Annotated in this window: 19 protein-coding genes; 2 read left to right on the top strand and 17 right to left on the bottom strand. The window is 32.0% G+C overall.

From position 1 onward, the window contains the following. The 15 genes from RYK07_RS06680 to mnmA form a co-directional block, all read right to left on the bottom strand. A partial coding sequence (locus tag RYK07_RS06680; protein ID WP_314853057.1) for an ATP-binding cassette domain-containing protein occupies positions 1–1,421 on the bottom strand: 1,421 nt, incomplete at its 3' end. A 112-nt stretch (positions 1,422–1,533) separates the two neighbouring features. After that, the gene (locus RYK07_RS06675; protein ID WP_314853056.1) at positions 1,534–3,177 is read right to left on the bottom strand and encodes a Na/Pi cotransporter family protein; all 1,644 of its coding nucleotides are present in this window, start codon (positions 3,175–3,177) and stop codon (positions 1,534–1,536) included. 176 nt (positions 3,178–3,353) lie between these two features. Continuing rightward, on the bottom strand, positions 3,354–3,485 hold the full coding sequence (locus tag RYK07_RS06670; RefSeq protein WP_314853055.1) for a type II toxin-antitoxin system RelE/ParE family toxin: 132 nt from the start codon (positions 3,483–3,485) through the stop codon (positions 3,354–3,356). Continuing rightward, on the bottom strand, positions 3,478–3,711 hold the full coding sequence (locus RYK07_RS06665; protein WP_314853053.1) for a type II toxin-antitoxin system antitoxin, RelB/DinJ family: 234 nt from the start codon (positions 3,709–3,711) through the stop codon (positions 3,478–3,480). The genes RYK07_RS06670 and RYK07_RS06665 overlap by 8 nt, the downstream gene beginning before the upstream one ends. 138 nt (positions 3,712–3,849) lie before the next feature. Further along, positions 3,850–4,932 carry a hypothetical protein gene (locus RYK07_RS06660; protein ID WP_314853051.1) on the bottom strand — a complete coding sequence of 361 codons (1,083 nt, stop codon included), beginning with the start codon at positions 4,930–4,932 and terminating at the stop codon, positions 3,850–3,852. After that, positions 4,910–6,124: a hypothetical protein gene (locus tag RYK07_RS06655; protein WP_314853050.1), complete on the bottom strand. Its 1,215-nt coding sequence runs from the start codon at positions 6,122–6,124 to the stop codon at positions 4,910–4,912. Before RYK07_RS06655 ends, RYK07_RS06660 begins: the two co-directional genes overlap by 23 nt. A 1-nt stretch (position 6,125) precedes the next feature. Next, the gene (locus tag RYK07_RS06650; protein ID WP_314853048.1) at positions 6,126–7,025 is read right to left on the bottom strand and encodes an ABC transporter ATP-binding protein; all 900 of its coding nucleotides are present in this window, start codon (positions 7,023–7,025) and stop codon (positions 6,126–6,128) included. Positions 7,026–7,302: 277 nt separating this feature from the next. Then, positions 7,303–8,520, bottom strand: a complete 1,218-nt coding sequence (locus tag RYK07_RS06645) for a DUF438 domain-containing protein (protein WP_314853047.1) — start codon at positions 8,518–8,520, stop codon at positions 7,303–7,305. Then, a complete protein-coding gene (locus RYK07_RS06640; protein WP_314256639.1) occupies positions 8,513–8,755 on the bottom strand; it encodes a DUF1858 domain-containing protein in 243 nt (80 codons plus the stop codon). The genes RYK07_RS06645 and RYK07_RS06640 overlap by 8 nt, the downstream gene beginning before the upstream one ends. Positions 8,756–8,771: 16 nt before the next feature. Next, on the bottom strand, positions 8,772–9,773 hold the full coding sequence (locus RYK07_RS06635; RefSeq protein WP_314256641.1) for a CPBP family intramembrane glutamic endopeptidase: 1,002 nt from the start codon (positions 9,771–9,773) through the stop codon (positions 8,772–8,774). Next, positions 9,763–11,127, bottom strand: coding sequence for an MATE family efflux transporter (locus RYK07_RS06630; RefSeq protein ID WP_314256643.1), 1,365 nt, complete (start codon positions 11,125–11,127; stop codon positions 9,763–9,765). The genes RYK07_RS06635 and RYK07_RS06630 overlap by 11 nt, the downstream gene beginning before the upstream one ends. A 2-nt stretch (positions 11,128–11,129) precedes the next feature. After that, complete coding sequence (locus RYK07_RS06625) at positions 11,130–11,867, bottom strand: HAD family hydrolase (RefSeq protein ID WP_314256645.1); 738 nt, start codon at positions 11,865–11,867, stop codon at positions 11,130–11,132. 8 nt (positions 11,868–11,875) lie between these two features. Then, on the bottom strand, positions 11,876–12,316 hold the full coding sequence (locus RYK07_RS06620; RefSeq protein WP_314256647.1) for an ACT domain-containing protein: 441 nt from the start codon (positions 12,314–12,316) through the stop codon (positions 11,876–11,878). A 190-nt stretch (positions 12,317–12,506) separates the two neighbouring features. After that, a complete protein-coding gene (locus tag RYK07_RS06615; protein WP_314853045.1) occupies positions 12,507–15,044 on the bottom strand; it encodes an ATP-dependent RecD-like DNA helicase in 2,538 nt (845 codons plus the stop codon). Between the two features lie 23 nt (positions 15,045–15,067). Then, positions 15,068–16,192, bottom strand: a complete 1,125-nt coding sequence (gene mnmA, locus RYK07_RS06610; RefSeq protein WP_006702735.1) for a tRNA 2-thiouridine(34) synthase MnmA — start codon at positions 16,190–16,192, stop codon at positions 15,068–15,070. Between the two features lie 208 nt (positions 16,193–16,400). On the opposite strand from mnmA, the gene RYK07_RS06605 reads away from it, so the two are divergent. Then, positions 16,401–16,646 carry a helix-turn-helix transcriptional regulator gene (locus RYK07_RS06605; protein WP_006702736.1) on the top strand — a complete coding sequence of 82 codons (246 nt, stop codon included), beginning with the start codon at positions 16,401–16,403 and terminating at the stop codon, positions 16,644–16,646. 66 nt (positions 16,647–16,712) lie between these two features. Here the strand turns inward: RYK07_RS06605 and RYK07_RS06600 are convergent, their stop codons facing one another. Further along, positions 16,713–17,054, bottom strand: a complete 342-nt coding sequence (locus tag RYK07_RS06600) for a cysteine desulfurase (RefSeq protein WP_006702737.1) — start codon at positions 17,052–17,054, stop codon at positions 16,713–16,715. 40 nt (positions 17,055–17,094) lie between these two features. After that, positions 17,095–18,264 (bottom strand): cysteine desulfurase family protein, encoded by a 1,170-nt coding sequence (locus tag RYK07_RS06595; RefSeq protein ID WP_314853043.1) that lies wholly within the window; start codon positions 18,262–18,264, stop codon positions 17,095–17,097. 109 nt (positions 18,265–18,373) lie between these two features. On the opposite strand from RYK07_RS06595, the gene RYK07_RS06590 reads away from it, so the two are divergent. After that, positions 18,374–19,626: replication-associated recombination protein A (locus RYK07_RS06590; protein ID WP_314853042.1), on the top strand; the 1,253-nt coding region annotated here is incomplete at its 3' end.

Genomic DNA, 19,626 nt, shown 5'->3' with positions numbered 1-19,626 from the left:
TCTAAGTCTAAGTGGTTTGTTGGGTCATCTAATAATAAGACATTTGCTTTTGATAGCATTAATTTAGATAACATACAACGAACTTTTTCTCCCCCTGAAAGAACTGTTACTTGTTTCATAACATCATCTCCAGAGAATAACATACGACCTAAGAAACTACGTAAAAATGTATTATCTTGTTCTTCAACAGGTGCATATTGACGTAACCATTCTAAAATGTTTAATTGTGGATTTGAGAATTCTTCCGTCATATCTTTTGGTAAGTAAGCTTGACTAGTTGTCACTCCCCATTTGAATGTACCGCTATCTGGTTCCATTTCCCCTGTTAAAATTTTGAATAATGTTGTAATCGCAATATCTGAACGACTTAAGAAAGCAACTTTATCATCTTTTTTCAATTGGAAACTTACATTTTCAAAAAGAACTTCGCCATCAATTGTTTTTGATAATCCTTCTACGATTAATAAATCATTTCCGATTTCACGAGCAGGAGAAAATCCAACGAATGGATATTTACGGCTAGATGGTTGAATATCATCTAATGTAATTTTATCTAACATTTTCTTACGAGAAGTCGCTTGTTTTGATTTAGAAGCGTTCGCAGAGAAACGAGCAATAAATTCTTGTAATTCTTTAATTTTTTCTTCTTTTTTTGCATTTTGGTCTGCTAATAGTTTAGCCGCTAATTGACTTGAATGTAACCAGAAATCATAGTTCCCTACGAATAATTTAATTTTACCAAAGTCAACGTCAGCCATATGTGTACATACTTTATTTAAGAAGTGACGGTCATGGGAAACAACGATAACAGTATTTTCAAAGTTAATTAAAAATTCTTCTAACCATGCGATTGATTTAGCATCTAAACCGTTTGTCGGCTCGTCTAGTAATAGTACATCAGGTTTACCAAATAAAGCTTGAGCTAATAATACTTTTACTTTTTCAACTTCCACTAATTCACTCATTAATTTATAGTGTAAGTCTTCTGTAATTCCTAAACCTTGTAATAATTGTGAAGCATCACTTTCCGCTTCCCAACCATTTAATTCTGCAAACTCTCCTTCAAGTTCAGCAGCACGGATACCATCTTCTTCTGTAAATTCTTCTTTCATATAGATGGCATCTTTTTCTTTCATAATGTCGAATAATTGTTTATGTCCCATAATAACCGTATCAATTACTCGTTCTTCTTCAAAAGCAAAGTGGTCTTGTTTTAAGACTGTTAAACGTTCATGAGGATCTAAAATAACTTCCCCTGTTGTTGGTTGTAATTCACCAGATAAGATTTTTAAAAATGTAGATTTACCCGCACCATTTGCACCGATCACTCCGTAACAGTTTCCAGGTGTGAATGTAATATTTACTTCATCAAATAATTTACGATCTGAAAATAATAAACTTACGTTTGAAACTTTTAACATGAAATTCTCCTTTTATAACATTTTTATCCTTATTGATTGTACTATAATTATCTATAAATAACAATTAATCACTAAAAAAGATGACACCAAATGGCATCATCTTTTACTTGTTTTATTCAGTTACAACTACTGGACGTCCTAATCTTTGAACCGTCTCACCAATATTTCTAAAGTGGTCACTAATACGTTCTAAGTTACTTAATAAATCCATGACAAAAATACCAGATTCAGCACTTGCAATGCCTTTATTCATACGTTTCATGTACTTATCACGAATTTCAATTTTCAATCGGTCGATTTCTCGCTCAATTGTAATCACTTCTTTAACTTTTACTAAATTACCTGTTGATAATGTATCGATTGACATCGCAAATCCTTTTTGAACTAATTCAAATACATGTTCCAATTCTGATAAAGTCTTTTCATCTAATACAATATCACGTTCTAATACAGCTTTCGCAAAGTCTGCAATATTTTCAGCATGGTCACTAATACGTTCCACGTCATTAGCTGTACTAAATAATTCATCAATCGTTTCTTGGTCAGTTGTTGAAACATTTTGTTGAGAAATCTCTACCAAATATTCCACAATGGCTTTTTGGAATTGATTTACTTGTTGTTCGCTAGCAAAAGCTTTTTCAATCTTTTCTTGACTTCTTAAACGAATCGCATCAATCGCATAAGTTAATGTTTGATCAGCAGCATGAGACATGGCAGCAAATTCATACATTGTATTTTGTAACGCAATCGATGGTGTTACTAAAATACGTTTGTCTAAATAACTTGTTGGTTTCTCTTCTACTTCGATTAATTCTACTTTTGGTTCTGGAACAATGATGTCTGCTAATTTCAATAATAAATTAGCAAATGGGAATAACACAATCACATTTACAATATTGAAAATTGTATGAGCGTTCGCAATTTGTCTTGCGACATCAGTAGCATCCATTGATGTTACAATATTTGTTAAAATTCCTGTTAAAAACATCATAAAATAGATTGTACCAATAATGTTAATACTTAAATGAATCACTGCTACTTGTTTCCCACGTCTTGAAGTCCCTAAACTACTAATTAACGCTGTGGTACATGTACCAATGTTATCTCCAAAAATAATGTATAGAGCAGTCGTAAATGGTAAAACTCCTTGAGAAGCTAGCGCAATTAAAACCCCAATCGTAGCAGAAGAACTTTGAAGAGCAAGTGTCATAATAAATCCAAGTGCTACTCCAAATAATGGATGATGTCCATAATTCACAATCCATTCCGTAAAGGCTGGTAAATCTTTTAGCGGCGCTAAAGCGTCTTTTAAATAGTTCATACCAATGAACAAAATTCCGAACCCTACTAAGATTTCCGCTAATTCTTTCATCTTAGGATTCTTCACAATTGCTCCCATTAAAATTCCTGTACCAATTGCTATAGGCGCCCATTGAGAAAGGTTGAAGGAAACCATTTGACCTGTAATTGTTGTACCAATATTAGCCCCAAAAATTACACCAACTGCTTGTTGAATCGTCATAATTCCAGCATTTACAAAGCCGACTACCATTACAGAAGTAGCACTTGAACTTTGAATAACCATTGTTACGAACATCCCAACTAAAACAGCCATCAAACGATTTTTTGTTAATGTACGAACGATACTTTTTAGCTTATCTCCTGCAAATTTTTGCAATCCATCCGCCATTAATTTCATCCCATACAAGAACAAACTTAATCCAGCAACTGCACCTAAAAACATCTCTAAATACATGGTGTTTTTAACTCCTTTGTTGTCTATTAAATTTTAAACGTTTATATGATATAAACAACACGATTGTAACATAGCCAATAACACTTGAAAAGAGAATTTTATGTAAAAATACAAATAACTCCAATCTCTCAATAGACAGAATCTATCAAGAAATTGGAGTTGGTAAATTGTAATAATTATTGTAAATCTTTTAGCAATTTTTCTAAATTGCTTGAAGCATGAAAAACTCTAAGTATAGTAACTATATTATTCTCATATTTATAAAATACAGCATAGTTATTGACGTTAAGTCTTCTAGTTTTAGCCATCAATTTTCATCCTAAACTCATTAAAAAATTCATTAACAGGACGAATATTATCCTCTTCAGCAGTCTGATATTCTTGAATCATGATTTTACCGAATTCTTCAGAAGTCATATTTTCAATACTATCTGTATAGTGAGATACAGATAAAGAAACTTGCTTTAAAAGCAATTCAGTAGATCTTTTATCTTCTCCATCAACTCTTACATTAATAGTAGCAGTTTTTTCCATCATCATACCTCCTTAATTGATATCGCAATAGTATTGAAATTCCTGACAATAGTCAAATTATACAGTATCCTTTCTTAACTGCTTAATTAGTGTGCAAATATAAGGTTATTTCCTTCTGGCATCATTCTTCCATCAACCCTATCTTATATCTACAAATTTTTTGAGTAGATAATTCATAACGTAAAAAGTCAACATCATGCAAATACTCAATATCAAAAATCCTATAGTAAGAGACTGATTATTTTGAATCATCGGTAACACTATTATCATCCCAAATGGGGTATTAAATAGACCAAAAATAGTACAAGTAACGATTAAAGTAAGGATACAAATAATCGATAATATTTCGTCTTTAAAAAGGAACACAAACATTTTTTCTAAAATAAAACAAATATAAGTTGACACTACTGGATAAAAAATCGATATAAAAAACAAATAATAAGCTGAATAGATCCTAGTACCTTCTAACGTTGTAATTAAAAATGGATAGTTAAAAAAAATAATACGAAAAACTATACAATATAAAGAAATCCCAATCATAACTATTATTACCGGTAAGAAATAAAACAATCCCAGCGTATAAAACCATTCATCTATATTTATACGTACAACCGAAATAGGTAACGCTTTGAGTAAACTTTTATGGGATAATTTTCGCTTATGAAAATTAGAAACCATGAGTATATAAAGAAATAAAAACCCACCAAAAGCTGAAAAATAAAGAATAAGTTTTATGACTACATAAGTAGTTTTATAGTGCAAATAATCCTGATTACTATCACTTAAATATTCTAATATGAGCTTTTCATCTTCCAATTTACTAATATCAGGCAACTTATCACTATAATTAGGCAACAAGACTTTAAGAGTATTTAATAGCTTAATACGTTCTGTATAAATAGACAACAATTTTTTGGAAGTAACGGACTTTTTATAACTAAAATTTTCTTCAGACAAGTTTTGATATATTTGAGCCATTTGCATTTCCGACTCTTCTCGAACATCAGTTGCTATACTGTAGTCTTTAGCCAGTAATGCCTTTAAGTCATCCATAAGCATAAATTGAGTATTTAATACCTTTTGCGGAGTTTCTGTAGAAACCCATTTGTTATAACCTATCAATAATACAAAAATAACAAAAAGAATCGCAGGAAGCTTAATAAAGTAACCAGTTGAAACTAAATATTTATAATCTAATTTAATTGAAGAAAATTTTTTCATAACGCTCCCTCTTTTCCTTCAAAGTCATTATTACAATTGAAAATATAAAACAAATTACACTAGTAACGACAAGTACTAATACTCCTTGAAACATTGAAAAGCGTCCATTTAAATAGAACTCATTTTTAACACCATAGATCACTGATCCAAAACTAAAATAAGACGAAGGAATAAAACCAATATACGGCATTTCAACATTTAAAACTTTCATGACCGTTTCTAAAAATATAACGATTATTCCAAAAAGAAATGTTAAGATTTGATTACCAAATAGTAAGTTTAATAAACTACATAAGTTTACGATCAATAAATTCAATAACAGTACAAAGCATAGGATAATAAGAAACAGACTGAAATAAGAAATAGTTATAGTCTTATCATTTTTAAATATCACTGTTTTTAAAGTAAAATCTCCTATTCCATTTTTTATAGAAATTATCACAAAAAAAATTAGAAATGCTACAAGTTGTACAAAGCATATCACGAACCATTTACTAATGATTTTCTGAATAATGTATCTAAAATTACTGATTGGTTTTGCATTCAATAAACTCCTATGTTTAGAATCAGATAAAAATATAGTATTAGACATTACTAGCGTAAATAAGAAAAGAAATGGTAAGAAAATAATATTTGGAATTTTAAAATCCAATAGTGGTAAGAAAGACTGAACAGCAGTTATACCTATCAATTCATTCATTACATTCTTATCATCAAAATTTTTGTATTCTAATTGTTGATAATGCAACTTTGACTGTTGTGTTTGCTTTTTAAATAATATTCCATTTTTAGATGCAGTAAATCCTAAAGTATTTTTATTTGTAATCGTAATCCCATACTTTTCACGAATAGAGTCTTCTAATTCCCAAGCTTTAATCATTAATTGAATATATTTTCTATAATCTCTATTTTGAAAAGCATTTCCAGCATCTATATATGCATTATCAATCTCAACGAATAATTTTTCATCTTCATGTAACTCTCGTTGTGACATTTTACTATCCATTAATAGACTATTTTTGTATTGTTCGTGGATTTTTATATTTGTTTGAGTAAATTCATTCATCAATTGATACTGATGATTTAGCTCATAGAGACGTAAAATTGAAAAAATAAATACAATAGAGAGAAAAATGATTACCTGAATTCTTACCAATCGATTCGTCAATACCATGATAATCTGGCTTTTCATATTACTCTCTCCCTTCGTCATTTGAATGGAACAGTTCTTGATAAATGATTTCGCAACCTTTTATTCCATAAGTCAAACTGGATATATCCTTCAAATTTGATTGAATCCACAAAAATATAAGATCTAGCTCATTCCAATCTCTAATGCTGATGGTCAATTCTGAGGGATTAGATAATATATTCATATTCATAAATTGTTCAATAAACTCTTTATATTTATCCTCTGATGAAAAGTGTATTTCAATTGATTTATTAAGCTCATCTTCAAGATTATATTTTAATGCAATCCTCTTATCTTTTAAGAAATACACCTCATCAGCAATACTGTTTAGATTATTCAATAAATGTGATGCAATGATAATTATTTTACCTTCATTTTTTAAACTTTGAAGTACTTTAGATATTAATTGCACATTATCTGGATCCAATCCATTCATCACTTCATCTAATAACATAACTTCACAATTTGTTACAACTACTAACGCAAAACAAAGTCTCTGTTTCATTCCTAACGAGTAACTAAAAACTTTATTGGAGATATATTCTGTCATTTGTAATTTTGAAACAACTTCATCCACAAATGATGGTTTAATATTCCACATTTCAGCATAAAATTGTAAATGTTGTAACCCTGTCAAATCAGAATACAAATCATCTTGATTACACATTCTCACGATTTTTCGTTTCATTTCCAAATAATGGTTCTTATAATTTTTATCGCCTAACAAAACACTTACATCTCTATTATTGAGATTACCGGCAACGATCTCTATTAGTGTAGATTTCCCTGTTCCATTTGGCGCTACTAATCCAATAATTTTAGGCTTTTCAATTTGAATATGAATATCGTTTAATACTTCTTTTTTCCCATATGAAAACTTAGATATACTAATATTTAACATTCTACTCCTCCTCATTTTACCCACCTATTTAAATAATTGTTAAGTCTTCAGTTACAATTACAAAAAATTTATCCCATATAAAACATTTTATGTTCATGTAATCACAAATAAATTTCCAAATTTCTAATGTTTTTTTAAGTATATTCTTCCTCTCAGTTAATGTAAAGGCTTTATTTACAAAAAAAGAACCTTCCGAATCATTCGGAAAGCTCTATTTAATTATCTTTTTTTATAAGAAAGTTTTTTTCAATGAGTTCCTCTAAAAAGTCACTTAATTTCAAGACAACTCTCGTTTCAGAGGTTGACTTTCAAAATTCTTCACGTATGGTGCAATGTTTTGTACATATTCTAACACGCCCATATACTCTCCTTGAGTATTTCGTACCGCATGGTACGTGACATGAATCATTTTATCTTCTTTTTTAAACCACATTTCTTCTTTTTCTTTTTGTCCGGATTTTAATTGTTCAAATAATTGCTTTACAATGGCATGGCTTTTGGGTGGATGACAATTAATGACATCTCGACCAATCGCACTTTTTGTGCGTTTGAAGATTTTTTCTTCTCCATTGCCTTCGTTGTAATATTTAACAATATTATCCTTATCCACAAATGACAGTTCCATTGGAAGTAGGTTCAATAATAAGTCTAATTGTTCTAAGGATAAGGATCCAGTTGATAATGGGATATCTCCTGTTTCTTGAATTTCCTCTTTAGACTGAACGGTAGAGGATTTCTTTTCTACTTTCCATTCTGCTTCAGGAGTGACAATGCAATATCCGTATTGTGGAGTATCTTGTGCCATCTTCTCCCAATCATCCACATGAAACGCTTGTGCAACCATTGGAATTAAAATATTTTCCTCTTTAAAAATCATTTCTAGCAGTTCTTCTTTAGCTACTAGAAACTGTTCCATGACATCATCTGCTTGTTCATCAAAAGCTTGTTTGAAATTTTTATAAATTTCTCTAATTTCATCATGGACTCCCCACATCACTTTCGGAGGAGCTGTAATTCCTTTTGTTTCCATAATCGGAAATAGGGCATATTCTTTTCTTAAATAATGATTTTCAAACTGATCGAGTAAGCCAATTTGACGTTTTAATCCTTTTAATAGTTCTTCATCTTTTGAAGATACATAAGCCTGTAACAAACGTTCAATTCGGTCAATCGCTCCTCTGAGAGCTAAATTCTCCTTTTTTAGAACCATTACTGGATGTCCTTCTTTTTCAAAATCAGGCATCCCTTCTCCAGATTCTACTTTTGCACTCATTAATGAAGCATGAATTTTACAAAGACGCATAATTTCTTCATAAGTAATTCCTTCTTGCATTAAGTTTCGTTCCATCACTTGAATTTCATAAGGAGAAACGGAATCAAAATGTTTATTAAATTCTTCTTGAATAATTTCTTCTTTTTCCCCTTGATGTAAACGGAGCATTAATTCCTTTATTTTTTCTTGACGTTCTAATGGTGACATTGCATCATTACTCATTGCTCGCCCTACTTTCTTTTACAATGTATCCATTCAATTCTAATTGACGAATAATTGTATCCAGTGGGATTTTAGCAATTTTAGATCCTTTTTTTAAGCTTGTAATTCTTCCAACTGTTTGAACCATCTGTGGCTGAGATAAAGGCGTGAATCCTAATTCAATAAGTAGCTCTTTTACCTCCGGATGATTTTGTAGAGTTGTATATACTGAATCTTCTAAATAAATCGTATTCATGAAAATCTCTCCCATCTTATAATCGTTGTAAGCCTAATAAACCAACTAATAAACAAATCACAACATAAATCCAAAATCTCAATGTTGTAAAGACAACAGGATAAGTTCCTTTTGGAGTTCTATTTGCTTTAATATATGAAATGATTTCTTTACGATAAAGGATTAAGAAAATCACCGATGCACTACCAGTAATCACTAAAAGCATAGTTGTAACAGTATCTGCTAATTCCGGTCCTAAAAGTAAAGGTAATCCACTTTCTACTAAAAAACTAAATCCAAAATTATTTAAGATATGGAAAAATACTGCCCATAAAAAGTTATATTCAAGCGCAATATAGGCAAATAATATCCCGACAAAGAAAGCAAAAAATCCTTGAATTAAGTTCATATGGAATAATCCGAAGATTACTGCTGATAACAATATACTGAAAATCTTCCCATAATCTTTTAAGCGATAAACCACACCGCCTCGAACTAATAATTCTTCTACAAATGGCCCAACAAGCGCTGCATAAATCACTAACATAAATGAATCATCTCCACTTGTGGCAGCTTCAATCGCACCTTTAGTACTTAAACCAATTTGATTTAAGAAAAATTCGAATAAATTAGCACTTTGAGTAAAAATAAACTGACATCCAAATAGTATAATCGCAAATACTGCAAAATATTCTAATGTCATCTTCTTTTGACGATAAAAAACAGTCTGGAAAAAATTAATTTTTTGAGTTTTATAAAAAATGGTAATGCCAACAATCACTGCAACGATATAACCAAAATCTGAAAAATTTTGAAGTTGAGAAACCGTTAAATCTGGCATGAAACTTGGACTCAATGATTTAATCATTTTTACAAGTTCACTAGCTATTACAAAAACTATAATTATTCCAGTAAAAATACTCAAATAAATTAACAAATGTTTAAACATATCTTTTATAGTCTGTTTTAAAGGTGCCTCTGGTTTATTTACTACATTTTCTTCCTGAATTTCGACTACTTCTATTGATTCATTTTCCATGTACTAATCCCCTTTTATCAAATTTCTTTTGAACACTTCTTAATCGTAGCATTAATAAGAAACAGTTTGACATTAAACCTGCAATTAATGCAATCCAATAAGCATAAGGTCCTAAATCTGTCATCCAATCTAAAATTATCCCTACTGGAAGACCAATGACCCAAAATCCTAATAAGCATAAAATAAACGGCATTTTTGCATCTTTATATCCTCGTAGTATTCCTTGAATCGGTGCTGCAATTGCATCAAACATTTGGAATAATAAACTATAGGATAAGAACACCATTGTTAATTGAATAAAACTTTCTGAAGTTCCATATAGACCAGCAATCATTGGACGGTTAAAATATAACCACACTAATGTTAGAAGGGCAATAATAACTGAAGTAGAAATTCCTAATCGAATATATTCTTTTGCAGATTTTTGATTATTTTGACCGATTTCATAGGATACTATAATCGTTAAAGCATTCGAAATACTCATTGGAAAAGCATACGCTAAATAAGAAAAATTCATAGCTGCTTGGTGTGAAGCAATCACATGTGAGCCAAATTTAGCCATTAATAAACCAACAAGTGCAAAAATTGCGACTTCACCAAATACATTAAATCCAATTGGTAAACCTAAAGCAAAAGGCTCTTTCCATAATGGTAAATGCGGTCTTTCAAAACTTAATACATTATAAGGTTTCAATTTTGGATGCTTTTTAAGAACGACAATCGCCACAATTAACAATACCCAATAAGCCATTGCTGTACCAAGGCCTGCACCGGGACCTCCTAATTCTGGCAGTCCAAACTTTCCATAAATTAATGAGTAATTGAAGAAAATATTTAAAGGTACAAGTAAAATCATTAAAAACATGGAGACTCTTGTTAACCCTAATGCGTCAATAAAGGATCGAATCACACTAAAGAGTAAAAATGGAATAAATCCAATCGATAATAATAATAAATATTCTCTAGCAATCGTCGATACTTCAGCTTCTAAATGCATTTGATTTAATGCTGGATTCAATCCAATTAAACCGATGCAAAATAAAATCACGGCTAATAAAATTCCAATATACATAAATTGGAATACAATTTTTTGAATGCCTTCTTTATCGTTCTTTCCAAGTAATTGTCCTACAATTGGAATTAGCGCTGCTACAACCCCATTTAATAACGTAAAAAATGGATTGTATAAACTTCCGGCAATCGAAACTCCTGCTAAATGCATTTCATGATATTGTCCAGTCATAACCGTATCAATAAATTGAGCCGAAAAATTCGCTAATTGATAAATTAAAACTGGAATTAAAATTTTAAATAATAATTTTAAACGTTCACTTGTATGATTTGTTTCGTACATACTCACTCTCCTATTACATAATCTAATAATTGTTCTACAGAATCTAATACTAACACAGATTGTTCTTTCATTTTTTGACCATCACTCCCACTCGTTAATACAGCAATTCCTCCACCACAATGTTTGGCATATTCCATATCTAAATAAGAATCTCCAACATAAAAAATTTCTTCTAGTGCTACTCCTAATTGCTGACTCGCACCAATCAAGGAATCTGCGACCGGTTTAGCAGCATAATCATCAGGTGTAGCAACAAAATCAAATAGATTCCAAACATTTAAGATTTCAAAAATTGTTTTTGTAGGGACATAACTATCATTTGTGACAACTCCAACTTTGATTCCTTTATTTTTTAATTCAGAAATTAAAAAAGCTACATCACCAATTGGAACAATCATATCTGGATGTGCTAATAAATAATTTCTAAAATCTTGCAATACTTCATCATATAAAGTAGTTTTATCAATTGGAAAATATTTTCCAATCTCGTCTAACATATCTTCAACTGTCCCAGAAGCAATGACGCTATTGGGTACAATCTCACCTTCTACAATTCCTAATAACTCTAGCATTTGTTCAATTGTAACAGTTGAATCTTCTTTTATATGCTGCTTTAAAATTTTACGGATGACCATTTTTGTTGGCTCAATCCACAAATTGTCTATATTAGTTAAAGTGCCATCCTTATCAAAAAGAATGGCCTTTACTTCAAGATTTCCTTTATTCGTTTGTAATTTCATTTTATTTCCTACTCTACATTTTGTAATTCAACACCAATAATATTATCCATTTTTTCTATTTTTTTTAAAATCACAGATAGATCAGTCGTTGATTCAGAAATATCTAACATTAATTGAACGATTGCTACACTATGAATTGCTAATCCTTGGAATATTGTTAATACATTCATATTATAACTTGCAAATAAATCTAATGTTTTAGATAATGTTCCTTTTTCATTTTTCATATGAATATTTAACGAAGCTTTCCGTCCATAAGTCACTGATGAGAATCCTTGAACTTTTCGATAATATTTATAATATACACTACGTGAAATTCCTACTAATTTTACTGCTTCTGTAACGTCCTTTGCTTGGTTAGTTGCTAATAATTCTTTTGCTTTTAGTACTTTAGAAAACACAGGAGGTACAGCATCTGCTGATACTAAAAAATGTTTTTGGTTTTCCATATTTTTCACCTCGAAACTATTGTATACAATATAAAGACAAAATACTAGGTACCCGCTTTATTTTTTATAAAAATTGTTATAAAAAAAACACTTATTTCACTAACAGATAACCAATCGTTATTACGTGAAATAAGTGTTTGTTATATCACTCTAAAATTTCTTAAAAACTAACTTTTAACTCTATAATATTTTATTTTGACATGAAGTCATATGGCGTCAATTCTTCCATTCCAATCATAGGGTCAATACTATAAGAATCAATTAATTCCATTGTTAAAACAAACGGTTTATTTTTTGCTATTGTTTGACTCTCTGAAGGGACTTGAAATTCTTCAACTGTTTCTTCTACTTTTAATGCTACTGTTTTCTCTTCAGAATACTGTTTGGTATCACTTGTTGGTTGAGAAACTTGTTCTGTAGTATCTTCAGACTTATCATCAGTTTGCGGATTCACTTTAATCGTAGTTGATTTTTCTTCTTCAATGGTTAAGCTATCAAAGCTATTTCCTTGTAACAAATCTTTTAAGCACGTTTGACGTCTTGCACTTTGACGATTCGCTGCTTCTTGGAATGCTTCATATTGCCCACACATAATTAAGAACTTTTTACTTCTAGTTACAGCTGTATACAATAAGTTACGTTCTAACATCCGTTGATATTGACCTACCATTGGTAAAATCACCATTTGGAATTCACTACCTTGTGCTTTATGAATCGAACAACAATAAGCATGTGTCAATTGAATAAAGTCATTTCGTTTATATTCCACTTCTACATTATCAAATGAAACATACATTTTATCAACTTGATCTTCATTTTCTTTGGCAAATATAATCGCAGTAATTTCTCCAATATCCCCATTATAAATATTTTCTTCAGCAACATTAACTAACTGCAATACTTTATCCCCTACACGGAACACTCGGTCGAATGATTCAATTTCACGAACTGAATTTCCGATTTTTGGATTTAAAATATTTTGCATCATTTTATTAATTTCATGAATACCAGCTTCACCTTTATACATTGGAGCAAGCACTTGAATATCTTTTTTCTGATATCCTTTTTTAATAGCTTTCACCACAATTTGTTCAATCACATCTAAAATCTGAGTTGAACGGCACGGTATAAAAGTTCTATCTGGTTGATTTTGAGTAAAGTCCATTGGTAAATGCCCATCTTTAATCGAGTGAGCTAATGGAACAATGCTTGAAGAATCTTTTTGTCGATGAATATGCGTTAATTCAATCGATGGAATCTTATTCGATAATAGAAAATCCGTTAACACTTGACCTGGTCCAACAGATGGTAATTGATTTTTATCTCCTACAAATAAAATCTTGGTTTTCCCTGGAGTTGCACGAAGCAATCGATTCATCAACCAAGTATCAACCATCGACATCTCATCAATAATTAAGAAGTCACAACTTAATGAACGAGTATCATCAGAATCGTCACTTTCTAATTCAACATTTTCTTCTGCAGAAATTCCTAACATTCGATGAATGGTAGAAGCAGAAATTCCTGTTAACTCATTCATACGCTTCGCAGCTCTTCCAGTTGGAGCTGCTAATTGAATCGCATCAGAATCTATATCAATCTCTTCTAAATAACGATACATTTCTACAACCCCATTAATAATCGTTGTTTTCCCTGTACCAGGCCCTCCTGTTAAAATAAACAAGGATTCTTGCATAATTTTAATAAGCGCTTGTTTTTGAGACTCATCATAGATGATGCCAAATTTCTTTTGAACATGTTGAATCGCTTCTTCGATATCTTCTTCAGTATACTGAGATTTTTTTGACAATTCCAATCGATGATTGATGGCATTAACAATACCAATTTCTGCATAATATAACGAAGCTAATGACAAATGATTCTCTTCTGAAATAATGATTCCTTCTCGAATTAATTCATTTAACGCATTGACGATTTGATCGGGTTCAATTAAAAATGAACGAGTTTGCTCCAATAGTTTTTGAGCTGCAAGAACCACTTCTTTATCGATTAAATACGTATGCCCTTCTTGATAAGATAAATCCCTTACCACTACATAAACTGCACCTTTAATCCGGTATAAACTATCTGCTGCAATCTCTAATTGTTGCGCAATAGCATCAATTCGTCTAAAACCAAGTCCTTCAATGGACTGTAATAACACATATGGATCTTCTTTAATGATATCCATTGTTTTTTCTTTATAGAGAACCATAATTTTTTGAGCAAATACTGGAGTAAATCCCATATTCGTCAATTCAAATAAAATACGTTCTGTCCCTTGATTTTCGATAATAATGCTACGAATACTCTCGCATTTCTTTGTCGATAATCCGGGTACATTTTTTAAACAATCCTCGTCTTGAATAATTTGCTCAATCGCATTTTCACCTAAGCAATCTACAATTTTTTCTGCGGTTTTTTCTCCAATTCCTGGAAATCGTCCACTAGAAAAATAAGCAATGAGTCCTTTTTTTCCAGTCGGTTTATGTTGTTGATAACTTAAGACGGAAAACTGTTTACCATATTTTGGATGCGAAACGACTTTTCCATTAAAACGATAGGGAGAATTATCATGAATAGTGCCAATAATTCCCGTCACAACAATCTCATCTGAGTCTAGTTGCATACTACTTTCTTGCACTCGAATTAATAATACTTTGTAAAAATTTTGCGGATTTTCAAAAAATGTCGCTAAAACTTCTCCTACAATGTATTCTTCACTCATGACTTCCCTCTTTTCTATCTATTTTAAACGTATTGACGTTCGTTTCCTTCCATATAAGCTTTATCAATAATGCCTCCACCTAAGCAGATGTCTCCATCATAAAATACAACTGCTTGTCCAGGTGTAATCGCACGTACTGGCTCTTCAAAGTATACCATAGCTTTAGTCTTGTCGTCTTCTTGGAATACAACACGCACTTTTGTATCTTGTTGACGATATCTAAATTTCGCTGTACATTCAAATTCATTTGGTTTTTCTTCATCTGTATTAAATTGCAAATCTGTCGCAAATAATGAATCAGAATAAAGGTTAGGATGATGGAATCCTTGTCCAACATATAATGTATTCGTACTTAAATCTTTTCCTACAACAAACCATGGATCATTGGTTTTACCACCACCACCGATTCCTAATCCTTGACGTTGACCAATCGTATAATACATTAAACCAGCATGGTCTCCTTTAACCTCGCCATCTAATGTTACCATTTTACCAGGTTTAGCTGGTAAATAATGAGACAAGAATTCATTGAAGTTTCTCTCTCCGATAAAACATACACCTGTTGAATCTTTTTTCTTAGCCGTTGCTAAGTCAAATTCTTCAGCAATTTTACGCACTTCTTTTTTCTCTAAATGACCAATTGGGAACATTGCTTTTGATAATTGTTGTTGATTTAATTGACTTAAGAAATACGTTTGATCTTTATTATTATCTACTCCACGTAATAAACGAACTACTCCATTCTCGTCTTTTTCCACACGAGCATAATGTCCCATTGCTACATAGTCTGCTCCTAATTGAAGGGCGTATTCTAAGAAAGCTTGGAATTTTACTTCTTTATTACACATTACATCCGGATTAGGAGTTCGTCCTAATCGATATTCTTTTAAGAAATATTCAAATACACGATCCCAATATTCCTTTTCAAAATTAACAGAATAATATGGAATTCCAATTTGTTCAGCTACTGCTGCTACATCTTTATAATCTTCTGTTGCTGTACATACACCATTTTCATCTGTATCATCCCAGTTTTTCATGAAGATACCAATCACATCGTATCCAGCTTGTTTTAATAAAAGAGCAGTTACTGAAGAATCAACTCCACCACTCATTCCGACTATTACACGGATATTTTCCTTATTCATTCATTCACCATCATTTCTAAATTTTTTCTGTTTTAACGATTTGAAGGTCGCTGTATCATTTTTATATCACTTTCTAAAAATTTTTTCAAAAAATTTTTCTCAAAATCTTCTTAAATACGATAACGATAGGAATTATAGCCCTATACACATTTGACAAATAAATTTATTTTCACTACAATTATTATTGGTAAAAGGGGGGCATAAGTGTATGATAATATCTTTACGAGCAGCACGGGTTAATCGTAATTTGACACTCTTAGAAGCCGCCAAATACCTAAAAATTAATAAAGATACTTTAACGAAGTATGAAAAAGATTCTACGAATCTTCCATACTCTTTAAGTAAACGCATGCAGGAACTCTATGAGATCCCAGGCGAAAATCTTTATTTTGGCGATACTTTAAGCTTCGTGGCGCAGTTTAAGCCACTCCCTCACGAAGAAGATCTACAATAGTAGTGATCGGAATACCTTCCCGTGCTATGTATAGAAACGAGACAGAGTAAACTCTGTCTCGTTTTTTTATACTTCTTCTAATACGCCACGTTCTACTAATCCTTCTAAAATAAATTCTAGTTTTTCAATCGCATATGCGTTTTTTTCATTTCCATATAATTGAACAGTTTGAAGTCCATCTTTTGTTGTTGTTGAAATTTTTAATTGTTTCATTGCTTTATCGACTGAAACTTTTAATTTTAATCCACGATGCCCGACTACTAAGTCATCTAAACTGCGAATTAATTGGAAATTACCTGCTTTTGTTTCGACAAATCCATTATCTCTTAATGTATATCCTTTTACTGTTGGAGATACACGATACACATGATTTGAATTTTTTAATGTTGCTGTTTGAGTAAATGCCATATGAACACTTCCTTTCATCACTTTCTTCTAGTTTAGCATACTATGGTCGTTTAATCGAGGATATTGAGGAAATAAATGCATCAATATCTTCTTTAGTTGTTTCTCCTCCAAATGATAAACGAACAGATTCTACTACTCTATTTTTATTCTGAGGAAACATGAGTGATAATACTGGACTAGGCTCTAAACTTCCAGCAGAACAAGCAGAACCCGCAGAAACAGCTACTTGATGTAAATCACACATAATTAATGTTTGACTGGCGGGAATGCCTTTTAACCATACATTACAAATATGAGGACTCTTTTTTGAGGCATCCCCATTGATTTCAAAAGGAATTTGGCGAGCCGTTAATTGTTCTTGTAAATACTCTGACAATTCAATATATCTATTCTTCTTCTCATTTCTAGTTTGAATCGCTAGTGCAAGAGCTTTTTGGAAACCAACAATATATGGAACATTTTCAGTTCCTGCTCTCCACCCTTGTTCTTGTCCTCCACCTTTAATAAGTGCATGAATCGGTGCAGATTTTCTCTTATATAAAAATCCAATTCCTTTTGGTGCATGAATTTTATGCCCTGAAGCAGATAAATAATCAATATGAGAAGTCGCTACATCCATTTCTTCTTGGGCAAATGCCTGAACTGCATCTGTATGGAAATAAGCAGGATGTTCTACTAATAACTCACCGATTTCATGAATCGATTGATACGCTCCAGTTTCATTATTAACGGTCATAATCGATACTAAACGTGTCTTCTCCGTTAAAGCTTCTTCCACTTGTTTAACAGAAATACAACCTGTTTCATCAGGAACTAACGCAATAATCGTGAATCCTAATTGCTCAGCGTAAGCTGCAGCTTTTTTGACCGATGGATGCTCGATTCCTGAAATAATGATTTCTCCTTTTTCTTTTGAAAAATGCTGGCAAATGGATTCAAAGACTAAATTATTCGCTTCTGAACCTGAACCTGTAAAAATAATGGAATCATTCGTAGCAGCATGTAATTCTTGTAATATATCTTTTTTAGCAGCTTGAATCTTTTGTTTTTGAGTACGACCAATTTGGTAAACACTAGAAGGATTCCCAAAATATGCCATTTCTTCAAAAATTGCCTTTTTTACTTCCTCTACAACCGGTGTAGTGGCAGCATAATCTAAATAATGCAACGATATCGTCCTTTCTTTTGGATAAAATTTTACATCTATCATTTTCTACTCTTACTAGTATAGTATATTTTTCAAAATAAGGTAAATATTTTTGACTCACGTAAGTATTTAAACTATGCTAAAATAAAATAGACAGAAAGTGAGGATAATTATGAAAAATCAACCATTAGCATACCGTATGAGACCCACTTGCTTAGAAGAAGTTGTTGGACAACAACATTTAGTAGCACCTGGAAAAATTATTGCTCGAATGATTGCCGCCAAACAACTCTCTTCGATGATTTTATATGGCCCTCCTGGAATTGGAAAAACAAGTATTGCCAGTGCCATTGCAGGAACGACAAAGTATGCCTTTCGAACATTAAATGCCGCCACTGATACAAAAAAAGAATTACAAATTGTCATTGAAGAAGCAAAGATGAGCGGAACAGTCATTTTATTACTGGATGAAATTCACCGCTTGGATAAACCAAAACAAGATTTTCTTCTTCCACACTTAGAAAATGGACGTGTCATTTTAATAGGAGCCACTACTGAAAATCCCTATATTGCCATTAACCCAGCGATTCGCAGTCGAACACAAATTTTTGAACTCATCCCACCGACACCAGAAGAAATTCATCAAGCACTCAAACGTGCATTAACAGATGAAACAAAGGGATTAGGACAATATGATGTAGAAGTCGAAGACGGAGCAATGCACACCTTTACCCATTTTTCAAATGGAGATGTCAGAAGTTCACTAAACGCCTTAGAATTAGCTGTGAAATCTACTCCAGAAAATGAAGACGGAAAAATTATCATCACAGAAGAAATCGCAGGAAACTGCCTACAAAGAAAAGTATTCGCACACGATAAAAACGGAGATCAACATTATGATGTCATCTCCGCATTCCAAAAATCAATTCGAGGAAGTGACGTAGATGCAGCACTCCACTATATGGCAAGACTCATTGAAGCAGGTGAACTCATTACATTAATCAGACGATTATTAGTCATAGCGTATGAAGATATCGGATTAGCAAACCCCGCAGGAGCTAGTCGTGCCGTATTAGCTGTACAAGCTGCGGAAAAACTCGGTTTACCCGAAGCAAGAATCCCACTTGCCAATGCAGTGATTGAATTAGCCCTCTCCCCTAAATCAAATACAGCCATTCTCTCCATTGATGCAGCACTCTCAGATGTCAGACAAGGAAAATCAGGAAAAATCCCTTCGCACTTACAAGATGCACACTATCAAGGAGCCCAAAAATTAGGACGAGGAACAAATTACCAATATCCGCATAACTATCCAAACCACTGGGTAAAACAACAATACTTACCAGATACCCTCAAACATACACAATACTTCCACCCAGACCCAACTTCGAAATTCGAAGAAGCGTTGAAAGAACAGTATAAGAA

It is taken from the genome of uncultured Granulicatella sp. (assembly GCF_963528315.1).
Lineage (GTDB): Bacteria > Bacillota > Bacilli > Lactobacillales > Aerococcaceae > Granulicatella.
The sequence above is the reverse complement of the archived record's forward strand: the minus strand, read 5'-3'. Positions and strand labels throughout refer to the sequence as shown.